This window comes from Halomonas sp. H10-59 (assembly GCF_040070555.1).
GTDB lineage: Bacteria > Pseudomonadota > Gammaproteobacteria > Pseudomonadales > Halomonadaceae > Halomonas > Halomonas litopenaei.
The window spans coordinates 4,141,520-4,159,440 of sequence record NZ_CP098828.1 but is presented as its reverse complement, the minus strand read 5'-3'; the positions used below and the strand labels follow the sequence as shown (position 1 = coordinate 4,159,440).

The window sequence follows — 17,921 nt, the reverse complement described above, 5'->3', positions numbered from 1 at the left end:
CAAGGGGCAGCGGATGGCTGGCATATCGGGCGTTCCGGCCCTTGCCCAAGGTCTAGCGGTTGCCGCTGAGTTCGCCGTCTATGCTTCTCCTGTCGGTTCAGTGACCGCCAATGACAAGGAGATGCTCATGCTCGCCTCGTGCAGAACCGCCCTCGTTTTCACTACGTTCGCCACTATGCTTGCCCCGATGTCGCTTCTGGCTCAAACCGTCATGCAGGAGCACCGCATCAAGAGCTCTGTGGACGATGCCATCGAGCTCTATGTCAGGGAGCGTCTGCCTGATGGAGTGTCGCCCGCCGACATGTCCGAGGCGGTGCTTTTTGTTCACGGTGCCACCTATCCCGGCATTTCCTTCGACACCGACCTGGCAGACGGCAAGAGCTGGATGGATCACACCGCGGAGGCAGGCTTTGCCACCTACTACCTTGATCAGCGGGGGTATGGCAATTCGACTCGGCCGGAGGTGATGGCGCAGCCCTCTGAAGACAACGCACCTTTCGCGCGGGCAGAGACGGTCATCGACGATATGGAGGGTGTCATCGATTTCATTCGCGAGCGCACTGGAGTCGACAGGGTCAATCTGGTGGGCTGGTCCTGGGGTACCGTCACCAGTGGCATGTACACGGCGCGTAACGATGAAAAGGTGGATCGCCTGGTGCTGTTCGCGCCGGTCTATAGCCATCGTAACCAGAACTGGACCAGCAGCCTGGCCGATGCGAATGATCCTGGCAAGTTGGCCGACGTGGGCGCCTACCGGACAGTGAATCGAGAGCAGGCAGACCAGCGTTGGGCCAACCAGATCCCGCCCGAGGCACTTGAACAGTGGCGTGATCGGGCGGTTTTCGACCGCTGGTTCAACGAGATGCTGGCTATGGAGCCCGCCGAGGATTCCGACGTCGTCAAGGCGCCTAACGGCGTTCTGGTTGATCTGTGGGAGATCTTCAATGCGCGACCGATCTATGAGGCTTCGCGCATCAGCGTACCGACGCTGGTTATTCGCGGCGATGACGACCCTACGGCGACCGACGCTGATGCCAGAGGGCTTTTCGCAGAGCTGGCAGCTGAGGAAAAGCGCTATGTGGTGATTGGAGAGGGATCGCACTTTCTTAATCTGGAAAAGCATGCCCCTCAGCTATTTGCCGAGACATTACTGTTTCTCGGCGGTGGCGAAGGGCAGCCTTGACGAAGGCGTGGCCTGGACGGACGACGGATTAGCGGTCCAGATAGTTGCGATAGATGCGCGCCATGCGCTTGCGGTCGCGGTAGCCCCTGAGTTGTTGCGTTTCCAGGTGGTGGGGACGCGCCTGTCCGTTGTCGTCGAACACAAAGGAGCGGCTGGCCCCCATGATGCCGGGGGCGGAGCTGTAGATGTACAGCACCAGCAACTCGAGCACGTAGTCGCTGTCTTCACCCTCACACAGGGTGTTGTCTTCGTCCTCGATGTCGGCGGCGCGTGCCCGGCGCACCAGACTATCGATTTCGCCGGCATCCAGGTGGGCGTTGGATGGCAGCGGACCCTGCAGCGTCCCCCTGGAGACGGAGGTTGGGGTTTCGCCGTTTTCGTCGGTATCCAGCTCCGACACGGTGCAGCGGCGTATTCCGCACTTCTCGTGCAGCCATACCTGGACGGTCTCGATATGGATGCCTTCGGCGCTCATGTTGCTGATCAGGCAGCGACCCTGGGTGGACAAGCCCATCACCTGATTGATGACCACCTTGGGGCGCCGCTGACGACGGAAGCCGGCGTAGAGCAACTGAGCGTAGAAGATCCAGACCGCCAGAGTGCCGAGGCTGGTCATGAATTGCAGAAAGGTACCGTGGCTGGAGATCCATTCCATGGGAGAGGTCCTTGTCGGTTAGGGGAGGGCGAGATCGAATCCGCTAACTCTGCATTGTGTGGCGTGGGCTCGATTGTGCAATAACGAGTGTTAAGTAGGAGTGTATCAGTGACGGCTGAGTTGTACGGCGGGGCGGGTGCCGAGACCCAGGTTTCGATTCCGGTGGTGAACAGCACCAGGCCTGGGTTCGCGTGATCCCCGGCCGGTGTTCCAACCCTCAAGCCCCACGACGGACAGCCCATTCAGCAGCAGTCAGATAGAGAGCTTGTTGGCCTTCAGCACCTTGCTTGCCGGTAGCCGGAACATCCCGCGAGCCGGACAGGTACTTCCGGCCCTGGCCCACCAGCTGGTCGATGAAAGGCTTCTGTACGTCCATGTGTTCGGGCCCTGCCATGGTGTTCACTCTTGCTAATTTCCTGGCTGGCACACAGTGCCGCATAGGCAGTCACGTTGTTTTGAATATTGCGAGTTTTGTTTATTTCGAATAACCTGGCAAGCAACGATAGAACACAAGGCGGCAGCCAGCGCTAGCGGGCTGCGTGGAGGTCCAGTCATGAACAGCGCCAGCCAAGATAGCGTGCCCGGCAACTTCGAGCTCACCCGCCTGGCCAGGGCCAGCGCCACCGAGCTCAGTCAGCTGCTTCGCGAGCGGCCCAAGAACGACCGGGCGCATATCAAGCTGGATGGGGCCGACCTGGTGCTCCCCCGCCAAGCGCTGGTGCTGCTGCGTGACCTGCTGACCGAGATGGCCCAGGGCAATGCCGTGACCATCCTTCCCACCCATGCCGAGGTGACGACCCAGGAAGCCGCCAACATGCTCAATGTCTCGCGGCCCCACCTGGTCAAGCTGGTGGAAGAGGGCGCGATTCCCTTTACCCGGGTGGGCACCCATCGCCGAATTCGCCTGCAGGACCTGTTGGCTTACAAGCGCCAGCAGGAGGAGACCTCCGAGGCCGCTCTGCAGGAATTGGCCGACCAGGCTCAGGAGCTGGACATGGGCTACTGATGCGTTTCGTAGTCGTCTACGACGCCTGCGTGCTCTATCCCGCGCCTCTGCGGGACCTATTGATGTGCTTGGCCACTTCGGGGCTGTTCGCCGCACGCTGGACAGAACAGATCCATGACGAGTGGACGCGCAACCTGCTCAAGAATCGTCCCGAACCTTGAGCTCCCCGACCCTGACGACCGTCACGTGCTGGCTGCGGCCATTTGCGCTGGAGCCCAGTTCATCGTCACCTTCAATCTGAGAGATTTTTCCGCCGATACCCTGGCCGGTTTCGGGATCGAGGCCGTCCATCCCGACACCTTTCTGGAGCAGCAGTTCGAGTCGAATGAGGGGCTAATGGTCAGGACCGCGCGCCGTCACCGCGCCAGCCTGCGCAAGCCGCCGAAAAGTGCCGAGGAGTACCTCGGCACCCTGGCAGCCTGTGGCCTGATCGTGACAGCGGAGCGTCTGCGAGAATTTATCGACGTCCTTTAACGGCTTGTATAACGACCTCACTTGGCTATCGCCTTCAGCCGCGGGCGAAGGGCGTTGACGAAGTGGTTGAGCTGTTGCTCCAGCCAGGCACGGCATTCGTCGTCGTTGGTGAAATCGCCAAGTCGTGCGTAGCAGGCGAAGCCGAGTGGCTCAGGGTCACCCTGAAGGCGTTCCTGGGTGCTTCCAGGCAGTTCGGCGAGGATCTGCTCGCGCTCTTCGTTCAGCAAATCGAGTATTCCCGGAAGCTCTGACTTCTTTCCGGCGAGGAACACGCCGCAGATGCCTTCTCCCATGGAGCGGTAGGCGGTGAGCCAGAGGCTCGTGTGGGGTAGTGGAACTCGGACGTGATTGCGTGGGCGATAGACCGGAGGCGCCTGCTCGGGATCATCAAAGCTGATGCGGGTGAGAGGCTCCCACCAGATGCGCTCGTCGGTCACCGCAATGGACTCGCCGCTCTCCGCTCCACTTTCGTCGGTAATGTCGCGCAGCGAGTCACTATCACCTGGCCGAACATGGATGAAGGTGCGCTCGATGGTCTCCGTCTTGGCGACGACACGAGGCTGTATCGCCAAGCCCTGGTCGCCGAACTCGTAGAGCGCAACCTCGACGAGCCCGAAGCTGAAGCCCAGAGCAGCGTTGCGGGTGATCAGTTCGGCCATGCCGGTGATACCTTCGCGGATGCCGTCACCGGCGATCAGTAGCAGGAAGCGTCCCTCGCGCAGGGCGCGGGCGGTGGCGTCGACGAAGGCGGCTTCGTCCAGGTCAGGCTTGAGCTTTCGGGCGGCCTCGAAGGGTGCATTGCCCTTGAGGCCGGTCGCCGCCGCGACCCGGCGTTGCAGGTCGGCGTAGCTCCACTGGGACACGGCCCGGGCATAGTCGAGGATCTGGGCGATCACCTTGCGCCGCGCCTCAGGGTTGCGCCATAGCTTGCACTCCACCAGCGTCAGTCGACCGGAGGGGCTGATAAAGATGGCGTCCACCGGGCCTGCCTCGGTCGAAAGCTCGGTACACAGCGGCACCAGCGGGGCGAAGGAGGGGTCCACCTCCTCGATCGGCAACAGGTCGGGGTGGCCAGCGAGAAGGTCACGCAGCCAGGCCTCGTTGCGACCATCGGTGAAGCCCAATGCTGCCCGCCGAGCCGTGGTGAAGGTGCCGTTCTCGCCCTGTGTGAAGAGGATGTTTCCGTAAGTCGGCATAGACCGTTCCGTTGTCGTTATCTGCTGGTCATCGCTTCGGCCCTGGTCTCAAGCAGAGTGTCCAGAGGGGGTTCGACTCATGGGATGAATCGGTTGGAAGGTATTACTTTATTTGCTACCAAAAATCTCGACAACGAAAAACGGCCACCGCTCTGATGAGCTAAGTGGCCGTCTTTACTAAATTCTTGGTCGGAGTAGCAGGATTCGAACCTACGACCTCTGCCTCCCGAAGGCAGCGCTCTACCAAGCTGAGCTATGCTAATTCTCTTTAAAAACAATATGTTATATAGAGTCATAAGGCGTGCATATACCTCGAAATCGTGTCTGCTGACACCTAACTGACACCTGGTTTTCGGGGTAGGTATGGGTAAGGTTACTGTACGAATAACCAGACGCCTTTCGGAAAGCCCTGGATTCATAGAATAAGCGCGGCACTTTGGCCCACGAGGTAGAGGCAGGACGGGCAGCGCCGGTACCCTTCTCGGCTCACCGTCCAAAGTGAAGCAGAGCATGGGATACCGACAGCTGACCCAGACCCAACGATCCCAGATCTATGCCCGTTATGACCTGGGCGTGAGCCGACGCCAGATAGCCAGAGAGCTTGGCATCGACAACAGCACGGTCAGCCGGGAGCTGCGTCGAAACGCCACCGACAGCGGTTACGATCCTGAGCAGGCGCAATCCTGCAGTGATCATCGGCGACGCACTGCCTGGAAAAGGACAAAGCGCTTGCCCAGCATGATTGCCGCTGTCGTCGACCGGCTGCGAGAGGAATGGAGCCCAGAGCAAATCAGCGGTTTCATGGCGCCCTTGTCTGGTGTCGGCGTCAGTCATCAGTGGATCTACTCCTTGATCTGGGATGACAAGGCCCGCGGTGGCGATCTCTGGAAGCATCTCCGCCAGCCCAAGCGGCGCAGCAAGTACCGGGCTCAAGCCAAGAGCGCAGGACTTGGCAAGACTCCCAACCGCGTGGGCATCGAGCATCGCGCGGCTGAGATCGATGAACGGCGCTTCATTGGCCACTGGGAGGGCGACACCGTGGTCCAGGGGCACAAGCAGTCGGGCCTGGTCACGCTGGTCGACCGCCGTAGCGGCTATCTGCTGGCGGCACGGTTGCCCAAGCTTTCGGCGGAGCTGACGCAAAAGGCCATGATTCGGCTGCTAAAACCTCGCCGCGGTGCTGTCCAGACCATCACCCTGGACAACGGCTCGGAATTTGCGGATCACGAGACCGTGGCCAAGGCGGTAACGGCAGCGACTTACTTCTGCGATCCCTACTGCTCCGGGCAGCGTGGGACCAATGAGAACACCAATGGCCTGATACGACAGTACTTCCCCAAGGGAACAGACTTTCGACAGGTCACCGATGCCAAGCTGCGCAAGGTGGTCGAGAAGCTGAATGACCGCCCCCGAAAGCGTCTCGGCTATCGCACACCGGCACAGGTTTTCCTGGGGGAATATTGAGGAGCCCTGAATACCGCAGGTGCTGCGCTTGTTGCTTGAATTCAGGCTTTACAGAATGGAGTGCTGTCTGCTCCTGCTGGCAAGCAGACCGCCTTCGGCGCTCGAGCCGTACAAACTGGTGTAGGCCAGCTTGTACGGCTCTTTTTTCACAGGTACCGCTCTATGACGTCTCTCGTTTGGGATGGCTCGAACACGGTGTCAAAGGCCCACTGACCGAAGCCGCCCTGCGCGTTGACGGCCTTTACCCAGGTCTCCATGGCGGCACGCTTCTCGGCGTTCTGCTGGCTGTCCTGTCCCTTCACCTCGAGCACCAGGGTCTTGCCGTTGGCGAGTCGAATCAGGTAGTCCGGCACGAAGTTGCGCGAGGAGCCGCGCCACAGATAGCGCACCTTGAAGTCGAGGTGGTCGTTCTTGGCCCAGGCAGTGATGCTGGAGTGGTCCTCGCAGACATCGGCGACCATCTTCTCCCAGGCGCTGTCGTAGACGACGTGGCTGATCTGGGAGCGCTCGGTCGGGGCGCAAGGCTTGGTGGTGAGCCAGGGACGCATGTAAGCAGTGGAACCGATGGGCTGGTGTTCCTCGAAGATCAGCTCCTGGCGTTCCACGTTCTGCTCGGTGACGTTGCGGCTGACGTGTCCCACGACGGTATCCATGTTGAGGGCAAACAGTAGCCGGCGACGCACCGGGTCCTGGTGCCAGAGGCTGGGGATATCCAGCTTGTCACTGGCCAGGAACTGTTCGACCAGACGGATCAGCTGCACCGCAAGGTACTGCTTGTCGCCCTCGAAGGTGGCCTGATTCTGCAGGTAGAGCTTGCGGGCCGCGCGGAAGATCAGGTTCTGCAGCCGGAACTCCTCCACCGCTCGCTCGAGGTCGATCTCGGTAACCATGGCCAGGTTGGGTGAGCCGGTCAGCGAGGGGGCGATATCCGCGTTGAGCGGGGTCTGAGCGGGATCGAGCGTCAGCGTGGGTACGTTCTGCCAGTCGATCACCAGCTCCGGCTTGAGCACATTGTCGATGCGATCGACGTTGGGCCAGCGGATGTCCAGGTGATTGCGTCCTGGCTCCACTTCGATGCGCACGCTGGGCTTGGGTGGTGGTGGCGCCTCGCCGCCTTGGCTGGCGTCCTGGAAGATGGAAAGGGGCACGCCGAAGACGTTGACGTATTCGGGCAAAAACTTGCGGTCGGCGTCCATGTCGTGGGACACACGACGCAGCCCCCGGCCGATCACCTGCTCGCACAATAGCTGACTGGTGAAGGCGCGCAACCCCATGATGTGGGTGACGTTGGCGGCGTCCCAGCCCTCGGAGAGCATAGCCACCGAGATGACGTTCTGCAGGTATTGGCCCGGCTGACCACGCTTGCCGACGGTATCGACCAGGGCGCGCAGCTGCTCCTCCTGCTTCATGGCCTGAAGGTCGGCCTCCTTGTCGGCGGGGAGCTTGGCGGCCTTGATCAAGGCCTCCAGCCGGGCGGCGTACTGCTTGTCCTTGCTGCTGGTGGTTTCGCCTTGCTCGGCCTTCTCGAGCACCTTGGAGTCGACCCGTAGGGTAGCATCAGGGGCTTGGGTATCCTGGATCAGGCAGTCGCCGCCGTTGAAGAAGTGCTCGATGCGCGCGGCGGTCTCGGTGCGGTTGCAGACGGTAAGCATCACCGGGGGAATGGTGTGGCCGACCGCTTCCCACTGGTTTCGAGTTTCCTTCCAGTCGTAGGCCAGCAAGGCGTAGGCCTTCTGCACCAGGTCGGGCAGGGGGGCGGTGGGTTCGGCCTTGCGATTGAGGTCCTCCTTCACCTCATCCTCACGGTAGAGGTGGTAGAGCTTGCTGGCGTAGGTCTTGGCGTTGGCCAGGGCGTCGTCGCGTACCACCACCCGCGGGGTCTTCACCAGCCCCGCCTCGATGGCATCGTTGAGGCCGAAGTCGGAGACGATCCACGCGAACAGGCCTGACTCGGTGTTGCTCTTGCCGGTGGGGGCGAAGGGGGTGGCGGACAGGTCGAAGCAGCGACGGATGCGTCGGGTCTTGTGGATGCGATCCAGCCCCTCGATCCAACGGGTGGCCTCCTCCAGGTCGATGCCCAGCTCCTCGGCCTGTTTCTTGCTGACCTTGGATTCGGCCTGCTGGCGATAGGCGTGGTGGGCCTCGTCGTTGATCACGATGAGGTCACGCTCGTTGGCCAGCGACCCCAGCACGCGACGGGTGAAGGCCTCGTCGCTCTCATTGCCCTTCTTGACCACCGAACGAGCCTGCTCCTTCAGCGGCATCAGGCTGTGCCAGTTCTCGATGACGATTTCGACCCGGTTGAGCTGCTGCCGCATTGCGTCATTGGGGCAGAGGTCGAATTCGTCGTACACGTTCTGAGGGAGGCCTGGTTTCAAGACCTGCAGGCGGCTCTTCACCGTGAGCCCAGGGGTGACGATCAGCACCGCCTTGGAGAAGCGACGGTCCTTGGGGTAGTGGATGGCGTTGAGGGTCTGCCAGGTGATGATCAGCGACATCACCGAGGTCTTGCCGGAGCCCGTGGCCATCTTGTTGCAGATGCGCTCCCAGGGGCCGCCATCCCCGCTGAGGAAGATGCCTTGGCGGTAGGACTCCTGGGCTTCCAGCCACCAGATCAGCGTCTCGATGGCCTCGAGCTGGCAGAAGTAGAACGGGTACTGGCGCGGGCCACCCTCCCAGCGACAGGCATCCGGATCCCAGTCGCCCCTGGCGTGCCAGTGCTCAAGCAACTGACGGGTAACGCTGGTCACTCCGGGGTAGCCATCCGCCCGCCACTCGTCCACGCGCTGACGGATGCGGTTGACCTGCTCCAGGGGCTCGGTGCGCTGGGTGTTGTTGCGGGTATCGAAGATCTCGTAGGCCGCGGGGCGCCTGCCCTGCTTCAAGGTCATCTGCTTGTCGTCGCGCTCCCAGTAGGCCGTGGGGGCATCGTAGGGCGAGTTGATGATCAGTGATTGGGGTGTCATTCGGTAACTCCTTCTACCGTGCGATAGCCCTGCTGCCGGTGGTTTGGGACATTGGGGTAGCGCAGTTCGAGCTTGCCTGCCTTCACCAGCGGGGCCACATGCCGCTCACCGATGTTCTTGGGCGAACGCTGGAGCAGCTCGGAAAGCTGACGCAGCGTGAGGAAGCGGCCTTGGCAGAGCTTGAGCAGCGTCGCCTGCATCGTCTCGGGCGGTGTGCGCCTGCCGGCAGCGACCGGGGCTGCGATGCGCAGCAACGCAGCCCAGCTCGGCGCGTGGGCATCTGCGCCGCTGTGGGGGGAGCTCTCTTCGCTATGCGGGAAGGTAGCGCCCTTGTGGGGGGAGTTCGGCTCGCTATGAGGGAACATAGTGTCGGAGAGTGGGGCGCGGCTCTCCGCCTTGAGGTCGGTGGGGGCGGCGAGCGACGCCGGCAGGGTGTAGTAGGCCCCCCTGCTGCGACCATGGGGCACCAGCATACCCTGCTCCACCAGGCCGCTGAGCATCTGGGTGATATCGACCCGATGCAGCGTTAGCATCTCCTGCAAGCGACGGTTGGTGACCTGCTGCTCCAGGGCGGCGATGACCAACGTCTGCGCCTCGTCGGGGGAAAGTGCCTCGAAGGCCTGGCCGAAGCGTTGCTGCAGGCGTGCCATCACGTCCTCGGGCATCACGCTGATCAGCGGCAGGGTAAGGATGACGCGATCAGGGCGCAGAGTTTCCTTCAGGCTGGGCGGCTGCCAGAGGTGGGCATGCCAGCTGCGCCGTATCTTGTCGAGGCCGGAGCCTGCCTTGTCGCCCACGCCGAGCAGCTGGAACATCAACTGCAGCGACTTGTTGCGACACTCGCTGACGCCACCCGTCATCAACTGCTCCTGGGAGAGCAGCAGGGTGCCGGGGTTGGAGAATTCAAAGCGATCCTTGAAGCGTTCGCCGATGATTCCCCCTTGGCCTGAATGGTCGGCATGGATCAGCGCGTTGACCAGCGCTTCCTTGAGCGCCTCGTGAGCATCGCTCTGGGCGCGTCGATCCGACCGGAAGGGAACCTTGAGCGCAGGGTCGTAGCCGAGCTTCTGGGCGATGCGCTGGTAGAACTGGAAGAGATTGGCGACCCAGGTACCATCGATGTGGATGCGGTCGCTCCAGCGGGTCTCGTCGTCCTCGGCCAGGCGCTCGCGGTAGTCGAGCTGGAAGCCTGGCAGGGCTGCTGGGTCCTGGATGGCCTCTGTCTTGCCGAACATCAGCAACCCGGCCTGGGTCAGCCCCTCCTCCCCGCTGCGGCGATCCTTGCGCCAGCCGCCCAGCTTGGCCAGCAGGCCGAGGTCGTTCTCGGTCAGCCAGGGGTGATCGGGCACCCGTGAGGCCACCCGGTTGCGGTACTGCTGGAGCGAGGCAGGGTCGAGGTCATCGACATCGAAGTGCGCGAGAATGCGGCTGTCGGCCGGCTGCTGTTCGAGGCGATCGGCGAACATGCGCTGCACCTCGGCCTCGTTGCAGCGGAAGTCGCCCTCGTGGTTGCGCCGGTAGCTGCCCTTGAAGGGATCGACGCCGATATAAACCGGCCGCTCGCTGCGTGTGGCGCGGGGCACCTCGATCACCATAATGGCGTCGCCCTGGTAGGTCTCGACGCTGACGTGGTGCTCCTGGAGAATATTGGCGCTGACCTTCTGCGGGTTGTTGAGCGTGCCCCAGAACTCACCGCGCAGCTTATCCACATCCGGCTCGGAGAGGCCGGCTGTGGATGGCCCGTCCTCGTCTTCTTTTACCCCCAGGTAGATCGTCCCGCCTGCGGTATTGGCGAAGGCGCTGTAGGTCTCCCACAGGCTCTTGGGCAGCCCGCCCCGGGCCGCCTTGTATTCGGTATCGACCCCCTCATGGCGAGCCAGCACCTCGAAGAGGCTGGTGTGCTGTGTCATGGGTCAGTCCAGTCGAACGACTTTCAGCGATTCGATGCCGCGGTTATCGACGATCTTTACCGCGATGCAGCGGTTGTCACCGGGCTCGAAGGGCAGCGACCGGGTGCCGTGGTACTCGCCCAGCAGCTCCTCGTTGAGCTCGGCACGAATATCCTTCTTGAGCTTGTACCAGCCATCCTTCTTGCCGGCCATGGGGAAGAACACCTGGCGCGGGTAGAGGGAGCGGTCGTCATAGTCGGTATCCAGCTCCCACACGGCGATATCGCGCTTGCCACCCGACTTGAGCTCGCCGCTCTTGGTATCGAAGTAGTCGAAGCCGTGCACCTCGACCTGCAGCTTGCCATCCTTCAGCGCGTGCACCTCGACGTCCGGCTGGCCCATCAGCCAGAAGGACTCGTTGCTGCGGGCGTTCTTCTTGAGGTCCTCGGTGAGCAGATCGGTGTTCATCTGCACCTTGAGGGCCTGGATGCCCTTGATGCTGTCGATATCCTTGGCGGCCTCCGGGTCGAAGGTGAAGGCACAGAACACCAGCAGCTTGGGTACCGGGAAGAGATCGCTCGCCTCGTTCTTGGCGATCTCGACCTGGCGCTGCTCCAGGGCGGCGTACTCGGGGCCGAAGCTGACGGCGACTCGCTCGCCGGTTTCCGCCACGGTACCCACGGCATGCAGGTACTTGGCCCCGGGCAGGGTCTCGAGGTCCATCAGCTTGAGGTGCTGCCCTCCCTTGCCACGGATACCGGCCTTGAGCAGCTCTTCGCGCCACTGGGCATGGCGAGAAGTAGCCCCGGAGCGTGCCACGGCAACGTCGGCCTCCTTGGGTTGCTCGGCCTCGTCCAGGCCCAGCACGGTGGCGAAGGGCACCGCTTCGACGGTGAAGGGGCCGGTGATACGCAGCTTGTCGCGACTCACCTCCGGCTGGTCGTAGAGCACCTCCTGCCCGGCATGGTTGGCGATGCTTTGATCCATGTGTTGCTGCATGGCCTGACGGCAGGAGTGGAACCCGGCCAGAGCGTCCAGCGCCTCCTGGTTCCAGTGCTCGGGATAGTCAAAAGGCACCTCCCACTCCAGCAGGGCATTGACCGGCACTTCTTCCCCCGAAGGCAGTGTCTGGGTCTTGCCGGCATCCTTGACGAAGTCGATTTGCTGCCCCTTGCGGGCTCCTTCCATCACGACGAAGGGGCGGGAAGGGGGATCCTTCTGCAAGGCCACGTTTAGCCGCTCCAGGCAGTGCAGGATTGCCGGATGCTTCTTCTCGTAGATTTCATCGATCTCCGGGTTGTTGGCGATCGACTTCAAGGTGATATGCGGCACCGTCTTGTAGATAAAGCCGCCGCCCAGCCCCTCCTGGGGATACTTCAGCTCGTAGTAGTCGTAACTGGCGGTCATCAGCCGCTGCTTGGCCAGGGTCACGGCCACCCGGGAGGTATCGCAGGTGACCCAGCGACGGCCCCACTTCTCGGCGACATAGGCGGTGGTGCCGGAGCCGCAGGTGGGATCCAGTACCAGATCGCCGGGATCGGTGGTCATCAGTAGGCAACGTTCGATGACCTTGCTGTTTGTCTGAACTACGTAGTTCTTTGGGTCGCCAAAGCCAGCGGTGGTTGTATCATCCCAAAGCCGATTGATTGGAAAGGCGGCAAAATCTCCAAGGAAACGGACATAGCGCAGCGTGTTACCTGCACCGTATAAGCGCATGGAATACTCAAGCCTTCGCATCCCTGACTGTGTCGTTTTCCATCCCGACTTCTGCGGGGTAAAGCCCTGCCCCATGAAAGGCCAAGGAAAAACCTGGGGGCCACCAGAGCTCTGTGAAGTCAAGTTGTCTGGGGTAAAAACACCTTCAACAGGAGCCTCAGCACTCCTAATTCTTCTTCTAGAACCACTCTTGTCTTGAACCATCGAGTAGCCAGAGGCGCCGGCGCCATCCAGCACTTTTTCTCGATAGAGCTGATTATACTTTGTCTTATTTACGTCCTTGCCATACCAAACCAAATAATCTGATACACGAGCCAGCACATCGGTCCCTCCACTAGGGCTCCCGGCGCCAGTAGTCTTTTTGAAAGTAATAATTCCGATCGAGTTGCTGGCACCAAAAACCTCATCACAAATCTCACAAATATGGTGCAAATTCTCATCCGAAATCTGCACAAAGACCGACCCACTATCACTGAGCAGCTCTCTTGCCAGCAGCAGCCTGTCACGCAGGTAGGTGAGGTAGGAGTGGATGCCCAGCTCCCAGGTATCACGGAACGCCTTGATCATCTCCGGTTCCTGGGTCAGGTCCTCGTCCTTGCGATCCTTGACGTCGCGCTTGTTCGTGAACGGCTGAAAGTTGGAGCCGTACTTGATGCCGTAGGGCGGGTCGATATAGATCATCTGCACCTGCCCGGCCATGCCTTCCTTGTGCAGCATGGAGTTCATCACCAGCAATGAGTCGCCGGCGATCAGGCGATTGGCCCAGTCGCGCTCGTGCTTGTAGAAGTCGATGGCCTCGCGCAGCGGCAGATTCTCGAAAGGGGCATGGAACATGTCGGGCTGGAAGGCGCTGCCGCTTTTCTTGCCCGCCTTCATGCGCTTCTGCACCTCGCCGAGGATGGTGGCAGGGTCGATGCGCTCGTGAACGTGCAGGGAGACGGTATCCACCTCGAAACTGGTGCGCTCGGCCTTGCCGGTCCACTGCAGGTAGGGGGATTGACGGCGCTTGAGCTCCTCGAGCGCTGCCTTCATCTGCTCCTGGTCACCGGAGGCGAGGGCATCATCGATCAGCGCCTCGACCTCGGCCCGATTGGCGGAGGCATCGAACTGCAACTCCGGGTCCAGGTGCGGGTCATAGGCCCAGGTGGCGGTCTCCTCCACCCCGTCGCTGGCGGTATCGACCATGCCGACGTGGGGGTTGTTCTTGCGCTTGTCTTCGTAGCGGTAGGACAGCACCTGGGAGTGTTCGGGCTTCTTCTGGCCTGACCGGGACCGAGCGGCCTTGCGTGGCTTGACCTGCTGCTGGTGAAACGGCAACTCGGCGGGGACCTCCTGGATCTGCAGGGTGAGGTCTGGGGTATCCGAGTCTGGTGCCGGTGCATCCCTGGGGTCATCCGATTGGGGTGACAGGCGATACACGGAACCGCCCCGGCCGCGCCCCTTGCCCAGTACACCTTCCTCGATCAGCCCGTCGCGCACTCGCTCATAGTCGGCCTTCTCGACCTCGGCTGCCTCTCCGCTGAGCAGCGCGAGCAGCCTGGCGTTACCGATGGTGCTGCCGTTGTCGGGCACGAGGGAAAGGATCAGCTCACGTAGCTGGGCGTCGATATGGCTCATGGGGCGTCCCTGTCGTTCTGGCGGCGATGACTGCACTTAGGGGGCTGATGATACAGGCCATCATGGTAAATGGGCAGAAGCGCTACTGACCATCACCCTGGGCGCCAGCTCTGCGCTGATCTACGACAGCTACGGCTTTCCGTCCGAGTCCTTTGAGATCCTGTATCCCTTCCGGTGCGCGTACTGACACCTGATTGACACCTGGAAGAGATTGGGGCTTCAGAAACGAAAAAGGCTCTTGCGTGAATGTTCGCAAGAGCCTGATTCTACTAAATTCTTGGTCGGAGTAGCAGGATTCGAACCTACGACCTCTGCCTCCCGAAGGCAGCGCTCTACCAAGCTGAGCTATACTCCGATGTTTGAGGTGTGTCCCTCAACGGATGCGTAGTATACGGATCCTTGTGGATGATGCAACCCTCGCGAGCCCGAGTCAGCCACTTTTTTCCAGCTTCCCCGTCACTTGAGGGCACTTGCCCGGTGATTTTCAGGTCTTGCGTTCCACCGCCAGGCGGGCCAGCTCGGCCATGCTGTCGCGGTAGGGCGAGGGCGGCAGATGGTCGAGTTCGGCCAGGGCCTTGGCGGCCATCTCTTCGGCCTTCTGGCGGGTGTAGTCCAGTGCGCCGGTGGACTTGACGATGGCCAGCACCTCGTCGAGGTGGTCGAGTCCGCCCTTGCGGATGGCGCGACGCACCAGGCGGGTCTGGTCGGGGGTGCCGGCGGCCATGGCCTGGATCAGCGGCAGGGTGGGCTTGCCTTCGGCGAGGTCGTCGCCGACGTTCTTGCCCATGGCCTTGGCGTCGCCCTCGTAGTCGAGCAGGTCGTCGACCAGCTGGAACGCCAGACCCAGGTAGCGTCCGTACAGCGCCAGCGCCTGTTCCTGGCGCTCGTCGGCGCCGGCCAGGATGGCGCCGCTGTGGGAGGCGGCCTCGAACAGCATCGCGGTCTTGCCGAGGATGGTGTCGAAGTAGGCGGCCTCGTCGGTGTCGGGATTGCCCACATTGGTCAGCTGCTGAACCTCGCCCTCGGCGATGGTGCAGGTGGCGGCGGACAGCACCTCCATGATGCGCATGGAGCCGACCTCGACCATCATCTGAAACGAGCGCGAATACAGAAAGTCGCCGACCAGCACCGAGGGCGCGTTGCCCCAGGCATCATTGGCGGTGGCCTTGCCGCGACGCATGTGCGACTCGTCGACCACGTCGTCATGCAACAGCGTCGAGGTGTGCATGAACTCGATCAGCGTCGCCAGGGTGATGTGACGATCGCCCTGATACTCCAGCGCGCGTGCCGCCAGCAGCACCAGCAGGGGGCGCAGACGCTTGCCGCCGCTTTCGATGATGTACTGGCCGATGGTCTCCACCAGCGGGATGCGCGAGGCGAGCTGGTCGAGGATGGTCTGGTTGACGGCGGCGAAGTCGTCGGCGACCACCGCGTGAATCGGCGAAGGAGCTGCTGATGGTGACGGGGTGGCGTTGACTGACATGAAGGCGGCTTCGACTGGAGGTGAGGGAGGCCGTGGGCCTTGGGTTGCCGGTCATGCTATGGGCCGCCCATGGGGGCGTCAAGACGATTAGCGCCCGGCGGCGGCCTCGCGCGGGGTTTTTTCCGGTCTCGCCACTTGACGCTGGTTGTCGGGTTGTGCCCACGCGAGGGTGTCGCTATAATACGCGGCCCACTCATCCATGCTCCCTGTCAGATGGCTGCCAAAAGGGGCGCCACTCGAAGCAGGTCGATCAAGAGCCAACCCCGATGAGTTTCTGGAGAAACAGCATGTACGCAGTGATCAAAAGCGGTGGCAAGCAGTACCGCGTTCAGGAAGGCCAGACTCTCAAGCTCGAGAAACTGGAAATCCCCACCGGCGATACCGTCGAGTTCGACGAGGTTCTGCTGGTCGGCAACGATGACGACGTCACCGTTGGTGCCCCGCTGGTCGAGGGTGCCAAGGTCAGCGCCGAAATCGTCGCCCACGGCCGTGGCGAGAAGGTGACTATCATCAAGTTCCGTCGCCGCAAGCACAGCATGAAGCGTCAGGGCCACCGTCAGTGGTTTACCGAAGTTAAAATCACCGGAATTTCTGCCTAAATACGCCTCGCCCTCGGGCGAATGCGTAGCGGACTATTCCCTCAACGAGCGAGGACTTTGCAATGGCTCATAAGAAGGCAGCCGGCTCCACACGTAACGGTCGCGACAGTGAAAGCAAACGCCTTGGCGTCAAGCTGTTCGGCGGCCAGGCCGTGACCCCGGGTAACATCATCGTGCGTCAGCGTGGCACCCGTTTCCACGCCGGCACCGGTGTTGGCATCGGCAAGGACCACACCCTGTTCGCTCTGGACGAAGGCGTGGTCAAGTTCGAGACCAAGGGTCCGAAGAACCGTAAGTTCGTCAGCGTCGTCTCTGCCTGAGACCGCCCGAACGCCATGGGCCGCCGGCGAGCGTGACTCGCTTGCCGACAGGTCCCGGAAGGCCCCGCCAAGCGCGGGGCCTTCTTGTATCATGGTGGAAAGCATCCGCCAGGAGAGTGATAGATGCAGTTCGTCGACGAAGCCTCGATCATCGTGGAGGCAGGCAACGGAGGTAACGGTTGCCTGAGCTTCCGGCGCGAGAAGTACGTGCCCAAGGGCGGCCCGGATGGCGGCGATGGCGGCCATGGTGGCAGCGTCTACCTGATTGGTGACGATGCCCTCAATACGCTGATCGATTTCAAGTATCAGCGCTTCTACAAGGCGCAGAACGGCCAGCCCGGCCAGGGTCGCCAGATGAGCGGCCGCGCCGGCGAGGATCTCCACGTCAAGGTGCCCGTGGGTACCACGGTGATCGACGAGGATACCCTCGAGGTGATCGCCGACGTGACCGAGATCGGCCAGGTGGTGCAGGTGGCCCAGGGCGGCCGCCGTGGGCTCGGCAACATTCACTTCAAGTCCTCCACCAATCGGGCACCACGGCGTACCACGCCGGGCACCGAGGGTGAGCGGCGCAACCTGCGCCTGGAGATGAAGGTGATGGCCGATGTCGGTCTGCTGGGGCTGCCCAACGCCGGCAAGTCGACGCTGATCCGCTCGGTGTCGGCGGCCAAGCCCAAGGTGGCCAACTACCCCTTCACCACCCTGGTGCCGAACCTGGGAGTGGTGAAGCTCGGCATGCACGAGCACTTCGTCATGGCCGACGTGCCGGGGCTGATCGAGGGTGCCTCCGACGGTGCCGGCCTGGGGCTGCGCTTTCTCAAGCACCTGACGCGTACCCGCCTGCTGTTCCACGTAGTGGATGTGGCGCCGTTCGATGAGTCCGATCCGGTGGAAGCCGCCGAGGCGATCATCCATGAGTTGGGCGAGTTCTCGCCGACCCTGGCCGAGCGCCCGCGCTGGCTGGTGCTCAACAAGCTCGACCTGCTGCCCGAGGACGAGCGCGAGGCTGCCGCCGACGAGATCGTGCGTCGACTCGGCTGGGAAGGCCCGGTCTTTCGTATCTCGGCGATCTCCAACGTCGGCACCGAGGCACTGGTGCAGGCGGCCCATCGCTGGCTGACCGAGCAGCGCACCCTCGAGAACGAGGATGAAGAGGCCATGGAGCGCGAGCAGGAGATGCGCCGGCGCATGGAAGATGAGGCGGTGGCCAGGACAGAGGCGCGCCTGGGTCGTCGTCGCAAGCGTGACGAAGACGACGATGACGATCTCGATGACGACGACTACGACGTCGAGGTCGAATACGTTCAATAGCGGTCGTCAGGGGAGTCGACAGCCTCCCCGTTCGGCCAGAGC

The 17,921-nt window shown here is 62.2% G+C and carries 15 protein-coding genes and 1 tRNA gene; 8 read left to right on the top strand and 8 right to left on the bottom strand.

Annotated features, from left to right (window positions below; translation table 11 throughout):
• The first annotated feature begins 13 nt into the window (after nt 1-13).
• Nucleotides 14-1,183 carry an alpha/beta fold hydrolase gene (locus tag NFG57_RS18010; protein WP_348814903.1) on the top strand — a complete coding sequence of 390 codons (1,170 nt, stop codon included), beginning with the start codon at nt 14-16 and terminating at the stop codon, nt 1,181-1,183.
• Between the two features lie 28 nt (nt 1,184-1,211).
• Here the strand turns inward: NFG57_RS18010 and NFG57_RS18005 are convergent, their stop codons facing one another.
• Entirely contained in the window at nt 1,212-1,838 is a 627-nt protein-coding gene (locus NFG57_RS18005; RefSeq protein WP_222517064.1) for a hypothetical protein, read from the bottom strand.
• Between the two features lie 217 nt (nt 1,839-2,055).
• Complete coding sequence (locus tag NFG57_RS18000; protein WP_348814902.1) at nt 2,056-2,214, bottom strand: hypothetical protein; 159 nt, start codon at nt 2,212-2,214, stop codon at nt 2,056-2,058.
• Nucleotides 2,215-2,391: 177 nt separating this feature from the next.
• On the opposite strand from NFG57_RS18000, the gene NFG57_RS17995 reads away from it, so the two are divergent.
• From NFG57_RS17995 to NFG57_RS17985, 3 genes are read left to right on the top strand one after another with little or no spacing between them, the layout of a single operon-like run.
• Complete coding sequence (locus NFG57_RS17995; protein ID WP_045993606.1) at nt 2,392-2,844, top strand: helix-turn-helix domain-containing protein; 453 nt, start codon at nt 2,392-2,394, stop codon at nt 2,842-2,844.
• Nucleotides 2,844-3,005: a hypothetical protein gene (locus NFG57_RS17990; protein ID WP_348814901.1), complete on the top strand. Its 162-nt coding sequence runs from the start codon at nt 2,844-2,846 to the stop codon at nt 3,003-3,005. The genes NFG57_RS17995 and NFG57_RS17990 overlap by 1 nt, the downstream gene beginning before the upstream one ends.
• Nucleotides 3,006-3,030: 25 nt before the next feature.
• Nucleotides 3,031-3,318, top strand: coding sequence for a hypothetical protein (locus NFG57_RS17985; protein WP_348814900.1), 288 nt, complete (start codon nt 3,031-3,033; stop codon nt 3,316-3,318).
• Nucleotides 3,319-3,335: 17 nt separating this feature from the next.
• Here NFG57_RS17985 and NFG57_RS17980 read toward each other — a convergent pair whose 3' ends face one another.
• Nucleotides 3,336-4,514, bottom strand: a complete 1,179-nt coding sequence (locus NFG57_RS17980) for a hypothetical protein (RefSeq protein WP_348814899.1) — start codon at nt 4,512-4,514, stop codon at nt 3,336-3,338.
• Between the two features lie 510 nt (nt 4,515-5,024).
• Between NFG57_RS17980 and NFG57_RS17975 the strand changes: the two genes are divergently transcribed.
• Nucleotides 5,025-5,978 (top strand): IS30 family transposase, encoded by a 954-nt coding sequence (locus tag NFG57_RS17975; RefSeq protein ID WP_348816203.1) that lies wholly within the window; start codon nt 5,025-5,027, stop codon nt 5,976-5,978.
• Between the two features lie 146 nt (nt 5,979-6,124).
• Here the strand turns inward: NFG57_RS17975 and NFG57_RS17970 are convergent, their stop codons facing one another.
• The 5 genes from NFG57_RS17970 to ispB form a co-directional block, all read right to left on the bottom strand.
• A complete protein-coding gene (locus NFG57_RS17970; RefSeq protein ID WP_348814898.1) occupies nt 6,125-8,944 on the bottom strand; it encodes a DEAD/DEAH box helicase family protein in 2,820 nt (939 codons plus the stop codon).
• Nucleotides 8,941-10,854, bottom strand: a complete 1,914-nt coding sequence (locus NFG57_RS17965; RefSeq protein ID WP_348814897.1) for an ATP-binding protein — start codon at nt 10,852-10,854, stop codon at nt 8,941-8,943. The genes NFG57_RS17970 and NFG57_RS17965 overlap by 4 nt, the downstream gene beginning before the upstream one ends.
• Before the next feature lie 3 nt (nt 10,855-10,857).
• Nucleotides 10,858-14,166 (bottom strand): site-specific DNA-methyltransferase, encoded by a 3,309-nt coding sequence (locus NFG57_RS17960; protein WP_348814896.1) that lies wholly within the window; start codon nt 14,164-14,166, stop codon nt 10,858-10,860.
• A 278-nt stretch (nt 14,167-14,444) separates the two neighbouring features.
• Nucleotides 14,445-14,521: transfer RNA gene (locus tag NFG57_RS17955), tRNA-Pro, on the bottom strand.
• Between the two features lie 129 nt (nt 14,522-14,650).
• Complete coding sequence (gene ispB, locus NFG57_RS17950; RefSeq protein ID WP_045994438.1) at nt 14,651-15,649, bottom strand: octaprenyl diphosphate synthase; 999 nt, start codon at nt 15,647-15,649, stop codon at nt 14,651-14,653.
• Between the two features lie 287 nt (nt 15,650-15,936).
• On the opposite strand from ispB, the gene rplU reads away from it, so the two are divergent.
• The 3 genes from rplU to cgtA all read left to right on the top strand — a co-directional run bounded on the left by rplU (nt 15,937) and on the right by cgtA (nt 17,879).
• Nucleotides 15,937-16,248 carry a 50S ribosomal protein L21 gene (gene rplU / locus NFG57_RS17945; protein ID WP_045994439.1) on the top strand — a complete coding sequence of 104 codons (312 nt, stop codon included), beginning with the start codon at nt 15,937-15,939 and terminating at the stop codon, nt 16,246-16,248.
• 62 nt (nt 16,249-16,310) lie between these two features.
• Nucleotides 16,311-16,568, top strand: coding sequence for a 50S ribosomal protein L27 (gene rpmA / locus NFG57_RS17940; protein ID WP_045994440.1), 258 nt, complete (start codon nt 16,311-16,313; stop codon nt 16,566-16,568).
• Between the two features lie 123 nt (nt 16,569-16,691).
• Nucleotides 16,692-17,879 carry an Obg family GTPase CgtA gene (cgtA, locus tag NFG57_RS17935; protein WP_108133520.1) on the top strand — a complete coding sequence of 396 codons (1,188 nt, stop codon included), beginning with the start codon at nt 16,692-16,694 and terminating at the stop codon, nt 17,877-17,879.
• The last annotated feature ends 42 nt before the right edge of the window (nt 17,880-17,921 follow it).

Bases quoted from the DNA above. Each gene is read 5' to 3' on its own strand.
- NFG57_RS17980 (WP_348814899.1), bottom strand. From the start codon at position 4,514: ATGCCGACTTACGGAAACATCCTCTTCACACAGGGCGAGAACGGCACC.
- NFG57_RS18000 (WP_348814902.1), bottom strand. From the start codon at position 2,214: ATGGACGTACAGAAGCCTTTCATCGACCAGCTGGTGGGCCAGGGCCGG.
- NFG57_RS18005 (WP_222517064.1), bottom strand. From the start codon at position 1,838: ATGGAATGGATCTCCAGCCACGGTACCTTTCTGCAATTCATGACCAGC.
- NFG57_RS17995 (WP_045993606.1), top strand. From the start codon at position 2,392: ATGAACAGCGCCAGCCAAGATAGCGTGCCCGGCAACTTCGAGCTCACC.
- NFG57_RS18010 (WP_348814903.1), top strand. From the start codon at position 14: ATGGCTGGCATATCGGGCGTTCCGGCCCTTGCCCAAGGTCTAGCGGTT.
- rpmA (WP_045994440.1), top strand. From the start codon at position 16,311: ATGGCTCATAAGAAGGCAGCCGGCTCCACACGTAACGGTCGCGACAGT.
- NFG57_RS17965 (WP_348814897.1), bottom strand. From the start codon at position 10,854: ATGACACAGCACACCAGCCTCTTCGAGGTGCTGGCTCGCCATGAGGGG.
- NFG57_RS17960 (WP_348814896.1), bottom strand. From the start codon at position 14,166: ATGAGCCATATCGACGCCCAGCTACGTGAGCTGATCCTTTCCCTCGTG.
- NFG57_RS17975 (WP_348816203.1), top strand. From the start codon at position 5,025: ATGGGATACCGACAGCTGACCCAGACCCAACGATCCCAGATCTATGCC.
- cgtA (WP_108133520.1), top strand. From the start codon at position 16,692: ATGCAGTTCGTCGACGAAGCCTCGATCATCGTGGAGGCAGGCAACGGA.
- ispB (WP_045994438.1), bottom strand. From the start codon at position 15,649: ATGTCAGTCAACGCCACCCCGTCACCATCAGCAGCTCCTTCGCCGATT.
- NFG57_RS17990 (WP_348814901.1), top strand. From the start codon at position 2,844: ATGCGTTTCGTAGTCGTCTACGACGCCTGCGTGCTCTATCCCGCGCCT.
- NFG57_RS17970 (WP_348814898.1), bottom strand. From the start codon at position 8,944: ATGACACCCCAATCACTGATCATCAACTCGCCCTACGATGCCCCCACG.
- rplU (WP_045994439.1), top strand. From the start codon at position 15,937: ATGTACGCAGTGATCAAAAGCGGTGGCAAGCAGTACCGCGTTCAGGAA.